Annotated in this window: 18 protein-coding genes; 12 read left to right on the forward strand and 6 right to left on the reverse strand. The window is 58.5% G+C overall.

What is annotated here, in order from left to right:
• The first annotated feature begins 30 nt into the window (after positions 1-30).
• The 4 genes from ABLN87_RS06210 to arsC are packed head-to-tail and all read left to right on the forward strand — an operon-like array spanning position 31 to position 2,190.
• A complete protein-coding gene (locus ABLN87_RS06210; protein WP_353008317.1) occupies positions 31-369 on the forward strand; it encodes a DUF952 domain-containing protein in 339 nt (112 codons plus the stop codon).
• Positions 366-797, forward strand: a complete 432-nt coding sequence (locus ABLN87_RS06215) for a DUF1330 domain-containing protein (protein WP_353008318.1) — start codon at positions 366-368, stop codon at positions 795-797. Before ABLN87_RS06210 ends, ABLN87_RS06215 begins: the two co-directional genes overlap by 4 nt.
• Positions 794-1,852, forward strand: a complete 1,059-nt coding sequence (locus ABLN87_RS06220; protein WP_353008319.1) for a quinone-dependent dihydroorotate dehydrogenase — start codon at positions 794-796, stop codon at positions 1,850-1,852. The genes ABLN87_RS06215 and ABLN87_RS06220 overlap by 4 nt, the downstream gene beginning before the upstream one ends.
• A complete protein-coding gene (arsC, locus tag ABLN87_RS06225; protein ID WP_353008320.1) occupies positions 1,849-2,190 on the forward strand; it encodes an arsenate reductase (glutaredoxin) in 342 nt (113 codons plus the stop codon). The genes ABLN87_RS06220 and arsC overlap by 4 nt, the downstream gene beginning before the upstream one ends.
• On the opposite strand, the gene ABLN87_RS06230 is transcribed toward arsC, so the two are convergent.
• Genes ABLN87_RS06230 through ABLN87_RS06240 form a run of 3 tightly spaced genes read right to left on the reverse strand, consistent with a single transcriptional unit; the run spans position 2,187 to position 4,445 of the window.
• Entirely contained in the window at positions 2,187-3,503 is a 1,317-nt protein-coding gene (locus tag ABLN87_RS06230; RefSeq protein ID WP_353008321.1) for an MATE family efflux transporter, read from the reverse strand. The two genes, arsC and ABLN87_RS06230, sit on opposite strands and share 4 nt — an antisense overlap.
• 2 nt (positions 3,504-3,505) lie before the next feature.
• The gene (locus tag ABLN87_RS06235; protein ID WP_353008322.1) at positions 3,506-4,024 is read right to left on the reverse strand and encodes a PaaI family thioesterase; all 519 of its coding nucleotides are present in this window, start codon (positions 4,022-4,024) and stop codon (positions 3,506-3,508) included.
• 1 nt (position 4,025) lies between these two features.
• Positions 4,026-4,445 carry a PaaI family thioesterase gene (locus tag ABLN87_RS06240; protein ID WP_353008323.1) on the reverse strand — a complete coding sequence of 140 codons (420 nt, stop codon included), beginning with the start codon at positions 4,443-4,445 and terminating at the stop codon, positions 4,026-4,028.
• 113 nt (positions 4,446-4,558) lie between these two features.
• Between ABLN87_RS06240 and ABLN87_RS06245 the strand changes: the two genes are divergently transcribed.
• The 7 genes from ABLN87_RS06245 (at position 4,559) to ABLN87_RS06275 (ending at position 12,079) form a co-directional block, all read left to right on the forward strand.
• Positions 4,559-4,927 carry a MerR family transcriptional regulator gene (locus ABLN87_RS06245; RefSeq protein WP_353008325.1) on the forward strand — a complete coding sequence of 123 codons (369 nt, stop codon included), beginning with the start codon at positions 4,559-4,561 and terminating at the stop codon, positions 4,925-4,927.
• 266 nt (positions 4,928-5,193) lie between these two features.
• A complete protein-coding gene (locus ABLN87_RS06250; RefSeq protein ID WP_353008326.1) occupies positions 5,194-5,595 on the forward strand; it encodes a MerR family transcriptional regulator in 402 nt (133 codons plus the stop codon).
• Positions 5,596-5,640: 45 nt separating this feature from the next.
• Positions 5,641-7,422 carry an acyl-CoA dehydrogenase C-terminal domain-containing protein gene (locus tag ABLN87_RS06255; protein WP_353008327.1) on the forward strand — a complete coding sequence of 594 codons (1,782 nt, stop codon included), beginning with the start codon at positions 5,641-5,643 and terminating at the stop codon, positions 7,420-7,422.
• Between the two features lie 113 nt (positions 7,423-7,535).
• On the forward strand, positions 7,536-8,174 hold the full coding sequence (locus ABLN87_RS06260; RefSeq protein ID WP_353008329.1) for a glutathione S-transferase family protein: 639 nt from the start codon (positions 7,536-7,538) through the stop codon (positions 8,172-8,174).
• Positions 8,175-8,185: 11 nt separating this feature from the next.
• Positions 8,186-9,397: an acetyl-CoA C-acetyltransferase gene (locus tag ABLN87_RS06265; protein WP_353008330.1), complete on the forward strand. Its 1,212-nt coding sequence runs from the start codon at positions 8,186-8,188 to the stop codon at positions 9,395-9,397.
• Positions 9,397-9,885 (forward strand): cupin domain-containing protein, encoded by a 489-nt coding sequence (locus ABLN87_RS06270; RefSeq protein WP_353008331.1) that lies wholly within the window; start codon positions 9,397-9,399, stop codon positions 9,883-9,885. The genes ABLN87_RS06265 and ABLN87_RS06270 overlap by 1 nt, the downstream gene beginning before the upstream one ends.
• Complete coding sequence (locus ABLN87_RS06275; protein ID WP_353008333.1) at positions 9,878-12,079, forward strand: 3-hydroxyacyl-CoA dehydrogenase NAD-binding domain-containing protein; 2,202 nt, start codon at positions 9,878-9,880, stop codon at positions 12,077-12,079. Before ABLN87_RS06270 ends, ABLN87_RS06275 begins: the two co-directional genes overlap by 8 nt.
• 53 nt (positions 12,080-12,132) lie before the next feature.
• Here ABLN87_RS06275 and ABLN87_RS06280 read toward each other — a convergent pair whose 3' ends face one another.
• The 3 genes from ABLN87_RS06280 to ABLN87_RS06290 form a co-directional block, all read right to left on the reverse strand.
• Entirely contained in the window at positions 12,133-12,906 is a 774-nt protein-coding gene (locus ABLN87_RS06280; RefSeq protein WP_353008334.1) for a Hint domain-containing protein, read from the reverse strand.
• A 179-nt stretch (positions 12,907-13,085) separates the two neighbouring features.
• Positions 13,086-13,742 (reverse strand): sulfotransferase family 2 domain-containing protein, encoded by a 657-nt coding sequence (locus ABLN87_RS06285; RefSeq protein ID WP_353008335.1) that lies wholly within the window; start codon positions 13,740-13,742, stop codon positions 13,086-13,088.
• Positions 13,739-14,674: a DMT family transporter gene (locus ABLN87_RS06290; RefSeq protein ID WP_353008337.1), complete on the reverse strand. Its 936-nt coding sequence runs from the start codon at positions 14,672-14,674 to the stop codon at positions 13,739-13,741. Before ABLN87_RS06290 ends, ABLN87_RS06285 begins: the two co-directional genes overlap by 4 nt.
• A 128-nt stretch (positions 14,675-14,802) precedes the next feature.
• Between ABLN87_RS06290 and ABLN87_RS06295 the strand changes: the two genes are divergently transcribed.
• Complete coding sequence (locus tag ABLN87_RS06295) at positions 14,803-15,816, forward strand: hypothetical protein (RefSeq protein WP_353008338.1); 1,014 nt, start codon at positions 14,803-14,805, stop codon at positions 15,814-15,816.
• Positions 15,817-15,818: the final 2 nt, after the last annotated feature.

Here is a 15,818-nt window from a genome sequence, read left to right on the forward strand (position 1 = left end):
CCCCGTTCCGTGCGGGGCATCACCCGAGGCATGCTGATTTACAAAATATTTCGGGCCGATGAATGGGCTCTATTGCAGGCCGAGGGCGCCTCGGACGGCGCGCCGACCGATGTGGCGGATGGGTTTGTGCATTTCTCAACGGCAGAGCAGGCTTCGGAAACAGCTGCCAAGCATTTTACCGCTGTCGATGGGCTGACCCTGCTGGCGTGCGACGGGAATGCTATGGGGGATGACCTAAAGTGGGAGGTCTCGCGTGGTGGGGCGCTGTTTCCGCACCTCTACCGTCAGATCAGGATGAGTGATGTGCTCTGGTCGCGGCCCCTGCCCTTTGATGGCCAAACCCATCTATTCCCCGAGGAAATGGCATGACCGCCTACATCGACCCCCAACGCGAACAGTTCGACGCTTTCAAATCGCTGGATCGGAATGAGCCGATTGAGATGTTGAACCTTGTCAAGTTTCGCCCCACGGCTGCTTACCCAGCGGATCATGAACTCGCCGCTGGCGGGCTGACCGGGGCGCAAGCTTATCGCAACTATGGGGCTGAGACGGCGCCGATTATAGCCAGACTGGGTGCGTCAATCCTGTGGCGTGGGTCGTTTCACACCACCTTGATCGGACCGCAGGACGAGGCATGGGATGAAGTGTTCATCGCCCGCTACCCCTCGGCTCATGCGTTTCTGGAAATGGTGACCGACCCGATCTATCAAATGGCCGTGGTGCATCGCCAGGCCGCCGTTGAAACCTCGCGCCTGATCCGATGCGGCGCGGCCAAAGGTGGGGCAGCGTTCGGATGAAACTAGCCGAAAAACTGGGCCTTGCCGCGCTGCATCGATTTGATCCTGAGACGGCGCATGGCCTGTCGATCAAAGCGCTAAGGGCCGGGCTGGCCCCCATGCCGGGGCCGGTGACGTCTGCTCGGCTGGCGACAGAAATCGCCGGCTTGCGCCTGCCCAACCCGGTTGGTCTAGCCGCTGGGTTTGACAAGAACGGAGAGGTCCTGACCCCACTATCCCACGCCGGGTTTGGATTTATCGAGGTGGGCGCTGTGACCCCACGCCCGCAACCGGGGAACCCTAAGCCGCGCCTGTTCCGTCTGACCGAAGACAAGGCTGCCATCAATCGCTTTGGATTCAACAACGAGGGCATGGAGGTCATGGCCCAGCGTCTAGCCAACCGCCCCGCAGATGCGGTGATCGGCCTGAACCTGGGCGCAAACAAAGACAGCGACGACCGACCTGGTGACTTTGCCAAAGTGCTGGCCCATTGTGCCGCGCATCTGGATTTTGCCACTGTGAATGTCTCCTCCCCCAACACCGAAAAGCTGCGGGACCTGCAAGGGAAAGCAGCCCTTGGCGTGCTGCTGGGTGGCGTGATCGAAACGCGCGACGCGCTGCCTCGACCGCTTCCTATTTTCCTGAAAATCGCACCAGATCTGACCGAAGCCGAATTGCAAGACATCGCAGACGTCGCCGTCGAGACGGGTGTGGATGCGGTTATCGCCACCAATACCACGCTGTCCCGTGAAGGGTTGCGTAGCGCGCATAAGTCTGAACAAGGCGGCCTGTCAGGCGCGCCGTTGTTCGAGAAATCAACACGTGTTCTGGCAAAGCTCAGCCAACTGACCGAAGGCAATCTGCCCCTTATTGGCGTCGGCGGGGTCAGCACCGCAGACCAGGCTTATGCCAAGATTTGCGCCGGGGCCTCGGCGGTGCAGTTCTATACGGCCATGGTCTATGGCGGTCTGTCTCTGGCCGCCGAGATCGCTCAGGATCTGGATGACCTGCTGGCCCAAGACGGGTTTGACACCGTGGCGCAAGCTGTGGGCAGCAAACGAGGGGATTGGTTGTGATTGAGTATTGGCACAACCCGCGCTGTTCGAAATCCCGAATGGGCCTCGCTTTGCTAGAGGAACGCGGCGCACAGGTTCAGGTTCGAAAATACCTCGAGGATGCGCCCTCGGTCGACGCGCTGCGTCAGGTGCAGGCCTTGCTGGGCGTGCCCGCCATTCAGATGATGCGCACGGGTGAGAAGCTGTTCAAGGAACTGGGCCTGTCAAAAGACGCGCCAGACGCGGATTTGATCCAGGCCATGGCAGATCATCCGATCTTGATCGAACGCCCGCTGGCTATTGCCGAAGGGAAAGCCGCACTTGGTCGTCCACCCGAGAACCTGCTGGATTTGCTCTAGACAACCTGCGCCTCAAGCCGGGGGTAGCGCCAGCCCATGGTCACGCCGCGTGCAAGGTTCAACACCATCAGCGCGGCCCAAAGCCCATGATTGCCGCATGCAGGGACAAGAAGAAACAGGGCGACAACATAGATCGCCACAGATTGCAGCATTGCGTTGCGCATCGCCCGGGTCCAGGTCGCACCGATATAGATGCCATCGAACATCCAGCTGGCCACGCCGATCACCGGGGCAAGGGCAGCCCAGAACAGGAACTCGCGTCCGGCTTGGCGCACCTCGGGCGATGTGGACATCAGGTCGATCAGGGCAGGGCCAGCCAGAAAGAATACCGCACCCAGCAGAACAGCGCCCCCAACGCCCCATTGCGATGCCATGACCGAGGCGCGCCGCACCTGATACCGATCCCGCGCGCCCACGGCACTGCCAACCAGCGCCTCGGCCGAAAAGGCAAAGCCGTCCAATGCAAAGGCGGTGATTTCCAGAAATTGCAGAAGCACTTGATTGGCGGCTAGATTGACGTCCCCCAAATCCGAGCCAACAAACAGAAAGGTGGTAAAAGACCCGGTCAACAGGATGGATCGGATCATGATATCACTGTTCACCTGCAGCATTCGGCGCAATCGCACAGCGTCAAAAATGCGGGGCCAATCCCGCCAGATGCGGTCTCGAAATCCATCGCGGCACAGCCACAGGCCCAGCGCTAACCCGGTCCATTCCGCGATCAAAGTGGCAATCGCCACGCCTTCGACACCCCAACCCAGCCCCAGAACGAACCACAGGTCCAGAACGATATTGAGGCCGTTCATCCAGATTTGCAGAATGAAAACGCCCCGCGCACGCTCAACCGCGATCAGCCAGCCTGTGACTGCATAAAGAGCTATCGTCGCGGGTGCGCCCCAGATCCGAATCTCAAGATAGGTGCGGGCGAGGGTTTCAACCTCGGGACTGGCTGGTGACAGCAGGAACGCACCGCTGAAAATGGCGACCTGCGCCAGTATGAAAACCAGCCCCGCCGCTCCGCCCAGCATCAGCCCACGGATCAGCAGCGCGCGCATCTCCTCCCTGTCCCCTGCCCCGCGCGCCTGTGCGGCAAGGCCGGTGGTGCCCATCCGCAGGAACCCGAAAATCCAGTAAATCGCAGACAGGATCACCGCACCGATACCGACAGCTCCGATCGGGGCCGCAGCCCCCATCTGCCCCACCACGCCTGTATCTACAGCACCCAGAATGGGCACGGTTGCGTTGGACAGCACAATGGGAATGGCGATTTTCAGCACCCGCCCATGCGTTATGGGCGCCGAGGCATCTGTCATGATCAGCCCTTATCCCGAGCCGGCTGCGGCATCAAGAAATGCCCGGTGGCTTGCGCAAACAGTTTGGCATGATTGTCTTGCCAGGCCTCGACCCGGACCGAGGCATAGCGTCGACCGGCCCGATTGACGAAGGCGCGCGCATAGGCATCCCGTGGCAGGCCTGACCGCAGATAGTCGACCGTAAAGTCGATGGTCTTCGGAAAGCGGATGTTTTCGTCGGTCACGATGGCCTCAGCATCGATCTCACCGCTTTCGATTTCGGAAAACATGTGCTCCCAACTCAGCGTGATCACGGCTGTGACCTCCAGAAACGCGGCCGTTACACCACCGTGAATAGCGGGAAGGAACGGGTTTCCAATCAGTTTCTCATCGAAGTTCAGGACGCCGGTCAGCTCATTGCCCCTGCGATCAAAACTTATGTTCAAGAAGCGGATGTAAGGCACGCCGTCGATCAACGCGCGCAAGGCGCCATCGCGGCGTTGCTTGACCACCTGCATCGGCTCAGGGCGGGTTCTGGCCATGCTATTTTCCCTCCACCGTGAACGAGCCCGAAGCGGTTGCTACAGGTCGGCCCTGATCATCATCCATGGCCGTTGCACGTACAAACGCCACATTGCGAGTGATGTGATAGCAGCTGGCCCGCGCGGTGATCGTCTGGCCCGGAGCCGCTGCGCGCATGTAGTCGATCCTCAGGTTGATCGTTGCTGTCCCACCGGGCGAGGACGGATGGCTCATGACCGCGGCACCGCAACAAGTATCCAAAATGGTCGAAATTGCCCCCCCGTGAATCACTCCTGTTCTGGGATCGCCAATCAGGTCTGTATTGTAAGGCATGGTAATTTCGGCCTCACCCGCGCCAATCTGGGTTAGCTCCAAACCGATGGCCCGCGCATGGGGGATCGCTTCGATAAATTGGCGGGCTAGGACTGTCTTGTCGACCATTTGCTAACTTCCTATCGTGACGCCCCTTTATGATCCGTAGAAATTGCAAAGGGCAAGCCCACCTGTTGCGCTTGACGTGGCAAGGACGTAGGTTGCCGTTGAGGAGACCAGGAATGTCCGACAACCGTTTGTCATTCAAAGAGATGTGCGCGGAATTCGACGTGACACCGCGCACCCTGCGCTACTACGAGTATATCGAGCTGTTGCAGCCAGACCGCGAAGGGCGGTCCCGGTTTTACGGCCCTCGCGAATGCGCCCGGATGACGCTGATCATGCGCGGTCGCAAGTTTGGTTTCCCTCTGGAAGAAATTCGCCAGTGGCTGCTGATCTATGAAGATGAGGGCAATCAGGCACAGATGGCGGCCTTTGTTGAAATGGCCGACCGACAGATGGATGAGCTGCGTCAACAACGCAAACAACTGGACGAAGCGATGGATGCGCTTAAGCAGTTGCGCGATCAAACTGCGAATTCCATTTCCTGATTTTCGCCACCCTTGAATCGATCTGGTGCGCCTCAAGACGTGGTTCGCATGTCAGGATCACATTCGGTTTTTTCAGCCCGATTGATCCGATTCCAGCCTGACGTAACGGAAATAAAATTGCGATCCAGCGCCTTTACGTGTTTGGATGTTACGTCAACTTTGAAGTGACGCAGCGTCGGGATTACGTAAACGTCATTCTCATGTTGTAAAGCAGACGACGACTACGCAACTCGTGTCGCATGACACCAGTGACGAGAGTATGACGAATGACCGATGATCTTATGACCATCCGCGAGATGTGCGGGACCTATGATGTCACACCGCGTACTTTGCGGTTCTACGAAGCCAAGGAACTGCTGTTCCCGATCCGCGAGGGTCAGAAACGCTTGTTCACCAAACGCGACCGCGCGCGGCTGAAACTGATCCTGCGTGGGAAGCGGTTCGGCTTTAGCCTGGAAGAAATTCGGCAACTTCTGGATTTGTACCATGTGGGTGATCAACAGCTGACCCAGATGTCGCGCACCTACGAGATTGCGTGTGAACGTCTCGCCGACATGGAATCACGCCGCGAAGAGCTGACGCAGGCGATTGACGATCTGAAAGAACAATTGCGTTGGGGAGAGAAAGTCATCTCTTCAATGAAACAAGACAAGAAGGCGGCCGAATAACATCGACCGCCTATCACCCGGACATCTGAATTAAGGGAGCTTCACATGCCCGTTTACAATGCGCCAACCAAAGACACGCAGTTCATCCTGCACGACGTTCTGAAAGTCTCGCAGTCGGATATCCCCGGCTATGACGAACTGGAAGCCGAGTTTACCAGCGCCGTTCTGGAAGAAGCCGGCAAGGTTGCCACCAATGTTCTGCATCCGTTGAACGTGGTGGGTGACACCGAAGGTTGCCGGTTGGAAAACGGGATTGTGTATACGCCCACCGGGTTCAAAGACGCCTTCGAGCAAGTAAAGGAAGGTGGCTGGACTGGCCTCGACATGCCGGAAGAGTATGGCGGCCAGAACATGCCTTATGTCATCGGCACCGCAGTAGGTGAGATGTTCTCGGGCGCAAACCAAGCGTTTGTGATGTATCAAGGCCTGACCCATGGCGCGGCCTCGGCTATTCTGGCCCATGGGTCGGAAGAACAGAAAAACACCTATCTGCCCAACATGGTAAGCTGCGAATGGACCGGCACCATGAACCTGACCGAACCGCATTGTGGCACCGATCTGGGCCTGATGCGCACCAAGGCGGAACCGCAGGGCGACGGCAGCTACAAGATTTCCGGCCAGAAGATCTTTATCTCGGCAGGCGATCACGACATGGCCGATAACGTCATCCATCTGGTCTTGGCCAAAATCCCCGGTGGCCCTGAGGGGATCAAGGGCGTATCGCTGTTCATCGTGCCCAAGTTCATCGTGAACGAAGACGGCACTCCGGGTGAGCGCAACGGTGTTTCGGTTGGAAAGATCGAAGAAAAGATGGGCATCCACGGCAACTCAACCTGCGTCATGAACTATGACGAGGCCACCGGCTGGCTGCTGGGCGAAGAGCACAAAGGCATGCGCGCCATGTTCACCATGATGAACGAAGCGCGTCTGGGTGTGGGCATGCAGGGCCTGTCGCAGGCCGAGGCCGCGTATCAGAACGCTGTTGAATACGCCAAAGATCGTCTGCAAGGCCGCGACGTAACCGGTGTGAAGAACCCGGACGGCCCCGCCGATCCGCTGATCGTGCACCCCGACATCCGCCGCAACTTGATGGATCAGAAAAGCTTTACCGAAGGCGCGCGCGCTTTCATCCTTTGGGGTGCGACCATGATCGACAAGGCGCACCGTTCGGGTGACAAGGACGCGGACGGTTTGATCTCGTTGCTGACCCCGGTCATCAAAGGCTTCCTGACGGACGAAGGTTACGACATGACCGTTCAGGCGCAGCAGGTCTATGGCGGCCACGGTTACATCGAAGAATGGGGCATGTCGCAATACACCCGCGATGCCCGTATCGCGATGATCTACGAAGGCGCAAACGGCGTTCAAGCACTGGACCTTGTAGGCCGGAAGCTGGCGCAGGATGGCGGCAAGCACGTCATGGCGTTCTTCGATATGGTCAAAACCTTCTGCAAGGAAAACGCAGGCCAGAACGAAGCTTATGACAAAGCCTTTATTGAACCACTGAAAGCTGCGTCCAAGGACCTGCAGGCCGCTGGGATGTACTTCATGCAGGAAGGCATGAAGAACCCTAACAACGCGCTGTCTGGGTCTTATGACTTCATGCACATGTTCGGTCATGTCTGCCTGGGTCTGATGTGGGCGCAGATGGCGAAGGCTGCTCAAGATGCGCTGGACGGTGGGGCCTCGGACAAAGAGTTCTACGAGACCAAGATCAACACCGGTCGTTTCTATATGGCCCGCCGCCTGCCCGCGACCGCCATGCATCTGGCTCGCATCCAGACCGGTGCCGACACTGTAATGGCACTGGACGCGGTGAACTTCTGATCTCAATCTGGTCCCTGGGCTCTGACCCGAGGACCAGATGACCCCGAGCTCCGTCGGAGTACCCGGGGAACTGGTCAGGATAACGTGCAACATGCCTTGGGAGGGGCGCTCGCATGACCATAAAACTGCACTGCTTCGGTGAAAGCGGCAATTCGTACAAAGCTGCTTTGGCGCTGGAAATGTCTGGCCTTGAGTGGGAGCCGGTCTTTGTCGATTTCTTCAAAGGCGTCACTCGCAGCCCTGAGTTCCGCTCGGACGTCAATGTAATGGGCGAAGCGCCCTTCCTGATCGATGGTGATTTCAAAACCTCCCAGTCTGGTGCCATTCAGGCTTATGTCACCGAGAAATCCGGCAAGTTCGGCGGCAAGAGTCGGGAAGAGAACTACGATATCCTGCGCTGGGTGCTGTGGGACAACCACAAGCTCAGTTCGATGGCGGGCGTGACCCGTTTTCTGATCAATTTCCTCCCCGAAGAACACCGCAATGCCGATGTGATTGCCTTCAACCAAGGTCGTCTGAAAGCGGCCTACGATGTTCTGAACACCCACCTTGAGGGCCGCGACTGGATTGTTGGGGACGGCGTGACCAACGCCGATCTCAGCTGCTGCGGCTACCTTTACTATCCCGAACCATTCGGCTTTGACCGTGCCGACTGGCCCAATATCGATGCCTGGCTGCAACGCCTTTCCGAGCAGCCCGGCTGGAAACACCCCTATGACCTGATGCCCGGCAACCCGTCGGATCGAGCTTAAGGAGAAGACCCATGACCGAAGCTTACATTTATGACGCCCTGCGCACACCGCGCGGCAAGGGTCGCAAGGATGGCAGCCTGCACGAAGTGACCTCGGTGCGCCTGTCCGCCCTGACCCTGAACGCGATGAAGGAACGCAACAATCTGGAAGGGCACGCCGTTGAGGACGTGATCTGGGGCAACGTCACGCAGGTGATGGAGCAAGGCGGCTGTCTCGCGCGCTCAGCGGTTCTGGCGTCGGATCTGGATGAATCGATCCCTGGCCTGGCGATCAACCGCTTCTGCGCTTCGGGCATGGAAGCCGTGAACCTGGCCGCGAACCAGGTCAAAGGCGGCGCGGGTGACGCTTATATCGCTGGTGGTGTTGAGATGATGGGCCGCGTGGCCATGGGCAGCGACGGTGCTGCGATTGCCGTAGACCCGACGCTGGCAATGGACACCTATTTCGTACCGCAGGGCATCTCGGCCGACATCATCGCGACCGAGTATGGGTTCAGCCGCGACGATGCCGATGCGCTGGCCGTTGAGTCTCAGAAACGCGCGGCTGCGGCTTGGGAAGACAACCGCTTCGATAAGTCGGTGATCTCGATCAAGGATCAGAACGGCCTGACCATTCTGGACCGCGACGAGTACATGCGACCCGGCACCGACATGCAAAGCCTCGGCGCGCTGAACCCGTCCTTCCAGATGATGGGCGAGCAGATGCCCGGCTTCGACAAAGTCGCGATGCTGAAGTACCCGCATCTGGAGCGGATCAACCACATCCACCACGCGGGCAACAGCTCGGGCATCGTGGACGGCTCAGCCGCTGTTCTGATCGGCAACAAGGAATTCGGTAAGAAATACGGCCTGAAGCCGCGCGCTCGGATCAAAGCGACCGCGAAGATCGGCACCGATCCGACCATCATGCTGACCGGCCCGGTTCCGGTGACCGAGAAGATCCTTGCCGACAACGGCATGAAGATCAGCGATCTGGACCTGTTCGAAGTGAACGAAGCTTTCGCCTCGGTCGTACTACGCTTCCAGCAAGCGTTCGACGTCGACCCTGCTCTGGTCAACGTCAATGGCGGTTCGATCGCGATGGGCCACCCGTTGGGCGCAACCGGTGCGATGATCATCGGCACACTGCTGGATGAGCTGGAGCGTCAGGACAAGGAAACCGGTCTGGCCACGCTCTGCATCGCGTCCGGCATGGGCGCGGCAACCATTATCGAGCGGGTCTGATGCCCAAGCTGGCTCTTTCTCAGATCCCGTTTCATGGGGGATCGTCCTATCCCGGCAAGCTGGCCGAGGCGACTGCAGGTCGTTTCGTACAGCGTGTAGGCGATGCGGGCGGGCTGACTCAATACGGGGTCAACATCGTGCGGCTGGAACCTGCGGGGATGTCCTCCTTGCGCCACTACCACATGGAGCAGGACGAGTTTGCCATCATGCTCAGCGGCAATTGCGTGCTGATCGATGACGATGGCGAACACCAGATGCTGCCCGGTGACTGCGCCGCATGGCCAGCAGGTGAAGCCAACGGCCATCACCTTGTGAACAAGACCGATGCGCCCGCGACCTTTTTGGTGGTGGGCACACGGACCCCGACCGAGACCGGCTATTACAGCGATATAGACATGATGGTGAAGGATGATGAGAACGGATTCTCTTTCACCCGGAAAGATGGCAGCCCGCTGACGGCTGACCAGATTGGAGATGACAATGACTGATTTCACTCTGACCAAAGACGCAGACGGCGTCGCATTCATCACCTGGGACGCTCAGGGCAAATCCATGAACGTCATGACGCGTGAGGCGTTCCAGCTGGTCAGCGCTCTGGTTGATCAGGCTCTGGAAGATGACGAGGTCAAGGGCATCGTGATCACCAGTGGTAAGGAAGGATCCTTTGCCGGTGGCATGGACCTAAGCACACTGGCGACTATCCGTCAGGAAGCCGGGGACGAACCGGCACAAGCCCTGTTTGATTTCGTCATGGGCGGCCACAACATCCTGCGCAAGCTGGAACTGGCAGGCATGGACTTCAAAACCAAAAAAGGCGGTAAGCCCGTGGCCTGTGCCATCAATGGCACCTGCGCCGGGATTGGAACCGAGATCGCGCTGGCCTGTCACCACCGCGTCATGACCACCAACCCCAAATCCAAGATCGGCCTGCCGGAAATTCTGCTGGGCATCTTCCCCGGTGGCGGCGGCACAATGCGCTACAGCCGTATGGTTGGTGCGATGGCGGCCGCTCCTGTCCTGCTGGAAGGCAAGATGATGGACCCGGCCAAAGCCAAAGGTGCGCAGCTGGTCGATGCCGTATCGGACGATCCAGTCGCTGCAGCGAAGGAGTGGGTTCTGAACGCGAAAGATGCCGACCTGGTGAAACCTTGGGACACGAAGGGCTATAAGATGCCCGGCGGTGCGCCATATCACCCGGCTGGCTTCATGACCTTTGTCGGCGCAAACGCCATGGTGCATGGCAAGACCCAAGGCGCATTTCCGGCGGCCAAGGCGCTGCTGAGCTCGATCTACGAAGGTGCGTTGGTCGACTTCGACACCGCCCTGAAGATCGAAGCGCGCTGGTTCACCAATGTGCTGATGAATCCCTCGTCTTCAGCCATGATCCGATCGCTGTTCCTGAACAAGGAAGCGCTGGAGAAAGGTGCAGTACGTCCAAAGGATGTGCCAGATCAGCGCGTCAAGAAAATCGGCGTTCTGGGTGCAGGCATGATGGGCGCGGGGATCGCGCTAGTGTCGGCGCAGGCCGGGATGGAGGTTGTGCTGGTCGACCGTGATCAGGCTGCCGCCGACAAGGGCAAAGCCTATACCGAGACCTATCTGGACAAGGGTATCAAACGCGGCAAGGTCACGGCGGAGAAGAAAGAGGCCATGCTGGGCCTGATCACCGCGACCCCTGATCTGGATCACCTGAAAGGCTGTGATCTGATCATCGAGGCCGTGTTTGAAGACCCCGGCGTCAAGGCTGAGATGACCAAGAAGGTCGAGGCAATCATCCCCGAGGATTGCATCTTTGCCTCGAACACCTCGACCCTGCCGATCACCGATCTGGCGAAGGCCTCCGTTCGGCCCGAGCAGTTCATTGGCATCCACTTCTTCTCACCGGTGGAGAAGATGTTCCTGGTCGAGATCATCAAAGGCAAGGAAACTGGCGATCGCGCGGTCGCTAAGGCGCTGGACTATGTACGCCAGATCCGCAAAACGCCGATCGTGGTCAACGATGCGCGCTTCTTCTATGCCAACCGCTGCATCATTCCCTATATCAACGAAGGTCTGCGGATGATCACCGAGGGCGTCAGCCCCGTTCTGATCGACAATGCCGCACGTCAGTTGGGCTTCCCTGTCGGACCAATCCAGCTGAACGATGAGACCTCGATTGATCTGGGGGCCAAGATTGCACGTGCCACCAAGGCAGCGATGGGCAATGCCTACCCGGAAAATCCAGGCGACGATCTGATCTTCTGGATGGAGGAAGAGGGTCGTCTGGGACGCAAGGCCAATGCCGGTTTCTTCGACTATGACGAAAAAGGCAAACGCGTCGAATACTGGAAAGGTCTGGCAGAGAAATACCCGCATGCGGAAGATCAGCCTGACCTGATCGAAGTGCAGGAACGTCTGATGTTCGCCCAAGTTCTGGAAGCGGTCCGCGCGCTGGAAGAAGGCGTTCTGGAAGACATCCGCGAAGGCGATGTTGGCGCCATTCTGGCCTGGGGCTTTGCGCCATGGTCGGGCGGCCCGCTCAGCTGGTTGGACATCATCGGCACGCCTTACGCGGCCGAGCGTTGCGATCAGCTGGCCGAGGCCTATGGCGAACGCTTTGCCTGCCCGCCTTTGCTGCGTGAAATGGCGGAAAAAGGTCAGACCTTCTACGCCCGCTTCAACCCCGAAGCAAAAGCAGCTTAACCAACAAAGATACAGGCGCGGACATCCGCGCCTGTATCCGACCTAGTGCTGGATTAAATCCGCCATTCGGACCGCAAGAACAGAACCGGTGAATTTGGTCTACCCGGGCGCCCCGGGCGCCGCAGCCCTGCAGGCGGGCGGATCGGGAAAATCGGGTCCTGCGGGATTGGCGCAGGCAAAGCACCCAACGGGTTCGCCAGAACCGAAACGTCTCCTCTGACGGCAATCGAAGCGATCAGCGCCGCAGCCGCTGCATCTTCAGCGACCTGATAGGGCGCTTGCTCTCGTGCCCCGCCCATGCCGAAACGCCCTGCTGGGCAATAGGCCTGCAAGCCGCCTTCGATAAAGATCACCTCATCCGTGTCAAAGAACAGCGTGGTCACCTGAAACGATGACCCCGGTACCTGGGACGACATCCGGCAGGAACCATTCAAAAGTCGTGCGGGAATGACCGATACGCCATCCGCCTCTGGATCAAGCTTGGCAAGATCAATGGCCATACCCTGTTCAGGCATCAACCAGACAGGCCGACCGTTATAAGCTGCACGCGCGGGAACAAAAATCGGTACATAATCGGCGCGGGTCTCATCGGCGGGAATGACGACGCAACAGGTCGAAACCCGACGCACTTCGCGAAACCCGTTGTCCAGCGTTCGGACCAAATCGCCTACAGCGATGCGTTCGATCAGTTTCCAACCGCTTGTGGTCGCAATCTTGGTGCCATGTAACAGCCCCCCACGGCGGGCGTTTACGGCCTGATCAAGGTTGTTGTGATCAGCCTCAAGGGGCTGATCCGAGAACTCAGAAAAACTCACTACTTCTAACACGTGCCTCACCCCCTTTTGGCACAAACAAACACTGCATTATGGGTAGCACGAAAAATGTCGAAGTGACTTATTTCTGACATATTTACGCCCAATTCGGGCCATTTAAGGCGAATTCCGCGCGGATTTCTTACACAAAATCAGCTCTGACATCGCCTTTGGTTCAGGTTTGGAAACGCCCGCTATACAAAGCCATCGAACTGATATCCGAATCTCTGAATATCTTCTGCACAGGCCCGTGCTACCGCTTCGCGCGTCTTCGCCACGTAGTATTGGCGGTAGTCTCGGTCCCGATCAGACCTGTTGAGATGCGGCAAAGTCAGTTCGAACCCAAGATGATCGACCAAGTGTTTCGAGTCTTCACTGAAATGCTCAAGGCGGATGAAGGCGTCACATTTCTCGATCCCATTGGACATCGTCATGTAAAAACGCGCCGGGTGCCGCTGAAAGGTTCTCAGCGTGGCCGGATGCAACACGAACCCCTCAAAATCCAGCTCTTGCGCGCGGGCGACATCCGGGTGATCAAAGCTCTGTGTCCGCAGCCAATGGTAGTAGCTGACAATCCGATCCCACGGATTGCGGACCAAGGTGAAGACAAACATACCCTCGATAGCCTGCGTCGACAAAACCCCGTCGATATCGGCCAAGGTGGAATGCTTCCACAATCGCCCCTTAGCGTTCAGTGACTTTGCCCGACGTCTGCGTTTGATCGCTTTGGGCGTATCCCCAAGCAGGATATCGTCCTTCATCGCCCGCTGCTCCAATGCCAGCGCAAGAGAGGTTCCCCCGGTCTTGGGCATATGCACAAATACATATCGGCGCCCGGTCGAGATGATCATGCGATCCCCTGCTCGGCCTGCATGCGGCTGGATCGCCAGCCTAACAGAACCCCTGCCGAGGCAATCAACCCGATCCCGACGGCCTGCATCGCGCTGATGGATTGCCCCAATGCGAGCCACGCAAACAGCGGACCGAACACCATAACCGAGTACTCAAACACCGCCACAAAAGATGGCTCGCCCACCTGATAGGCTTTGATCAGCATGAACACCGCAACGGTCGACCCTATAGCCTGCACCAGCAACCATGGGACAGCGGGCTGAAACTCGGACACAAGACCGCGGGTGACGAACCCTTCGGCCCCTTCGGGTGTGGCCACCGGAAACGCCGTGAAAAGGGCCAAGCCGATGGCACCCGCCACCCCCAGCGTGATCACCATATTGGCCAGCAACGCAACCGTGCTTTCATCAGAACACAATTGGCGCGTGGTGATCGAGCTGAGTGCATAAAGCAACCCGCCCAGAATAGGCATCAGAGTCCTTACGTCAAAATCCGTCGGGCTGGGTTGAAGCACGCACAAGATGCCGATGAATCCAATAATCACAGCCCCGATGCGCCACGGTCCGATGTGTTGTTTCAAGCCCAGCGCCGTGATCAGCAGCACAAAAATCGGCGCGCTGAACAATCCGGCCAAAGCTTGCGCGATTGGCATCAAAGCTAAAGAGCCAAAGTAAAACAGCATGGCCAAGGTGATCAAAACACTGCGCAATATAACAGGCCACCAGCGCTTGGGCCTAAGCGTGCCAAACCCGATCAGGGACAAGCCCGCAATCAGCGGCAGCATCAGAAGGGCACGGCTTAGGTGGAACTGCCAAAGGCCGATTGTGTCGGCCAAAAGGATCACAACATTGTCGATGACCCCGATGATCGCCATCGCCCCCAGCATGAGGGTAGCGGCCAGTACCGGTGCGTTTCTTTTCCCTGCCTGCATATTGCTGACGATCCCTTTCCATTCCCCGCCATCCAGCACAATTGAACGTGCGGGCGCAACACGTTTGCGCCGTGCCTTCGTGGCGTGTTAAGCTTCGGCAAAACAAATTTCGAGCAGACCCAACCCAGATGACGGCCCTGAAACAGTACCAGCGGATCGAAGCCACCGGTCTGTGGCGCCCCTCGCCCGATGAGCAGCGGCGCGAGGTAGTTGTGTCTATCGGAGAGGCCACGCTGACGATCTCGGATTTCAATGATCGCGCCTTGACCCATTGGTCATTGGCGGCATTGGAGCGGCAGAACCCTGGGACATATCCGGCGATCTTCAACCCTGACGGCGACCCGGATGAGACGCTGGAACTGGCCGAGAGCGAAAAAACGATGCTGGAAGCCATCGACCGGCTGCAACGCGCCATCGACCGGGCCCGCCCGCATCCTGGGCGGTTGCGTTGGCTGAGCGTTGGTGGGGTTGTTGTAGCCGTTTTAGCGGTGATGTTGCTGTGGTTGCCGGGCGCGTTGCAAAGCCATGTTGTCTCGGTCGTGCCCGAAGTCAAACGGCAGGAGATCGGCGAGACAATCCTGAAACGGATCGAACGTGTTTCGGGCCGCGCTTGTGCCTCACGCGATGCGCAGGCCTCGCTGGATCGTCTGGCCAAACGGACCGGAGTGCGCCAAATCATCATTCTGCCCGCGGGTGTTCAGGACAGCCTGAGCCTGCCGGGCGGCACCGTTCTGTTGAACCGGTCCCTTGTCGAAGATCATGAAGACCCGGCTGTGGCCGCCGGATACATCATCGCCGAGCGTTCCCGTTCAGCGCAGCAGGACCCGCTGGATGATCTGTTGGATCGCACCGGTGCAACCTCGGCCTTTCGTCTGCTGACGACCGGGGGGCTGACACCGCAGATTGTCGATACTTATACCGAACAGGTTCTGTCTGAACCGCGCCCTTCGGTGACAGATGAGGATTTGTTGGCGATGTTCGCGCAGGCCGCCCTGCCCTCGACCCCCTATGCCTATGCGCGCGACATTACCGGCGAAACGGTGTTGGGGCTGATCGAGGCGGACCCGATGGCGGGACGAACATTGGAACAGGTGTTGCCGGACCGTGATTGGGTCCAGCTTCAAAACATCTGCGGCGGATAAGC

Source organism: Ruegeria sp. SCP10 (genome assembly GCF_040329495.1).
Classification (GTDB): domain Bacteria; phylum Pseudomonadota; class Alphaproteobacteria; order Rhodobacterales; family Rhodobacteraceae; genus Ruegeria.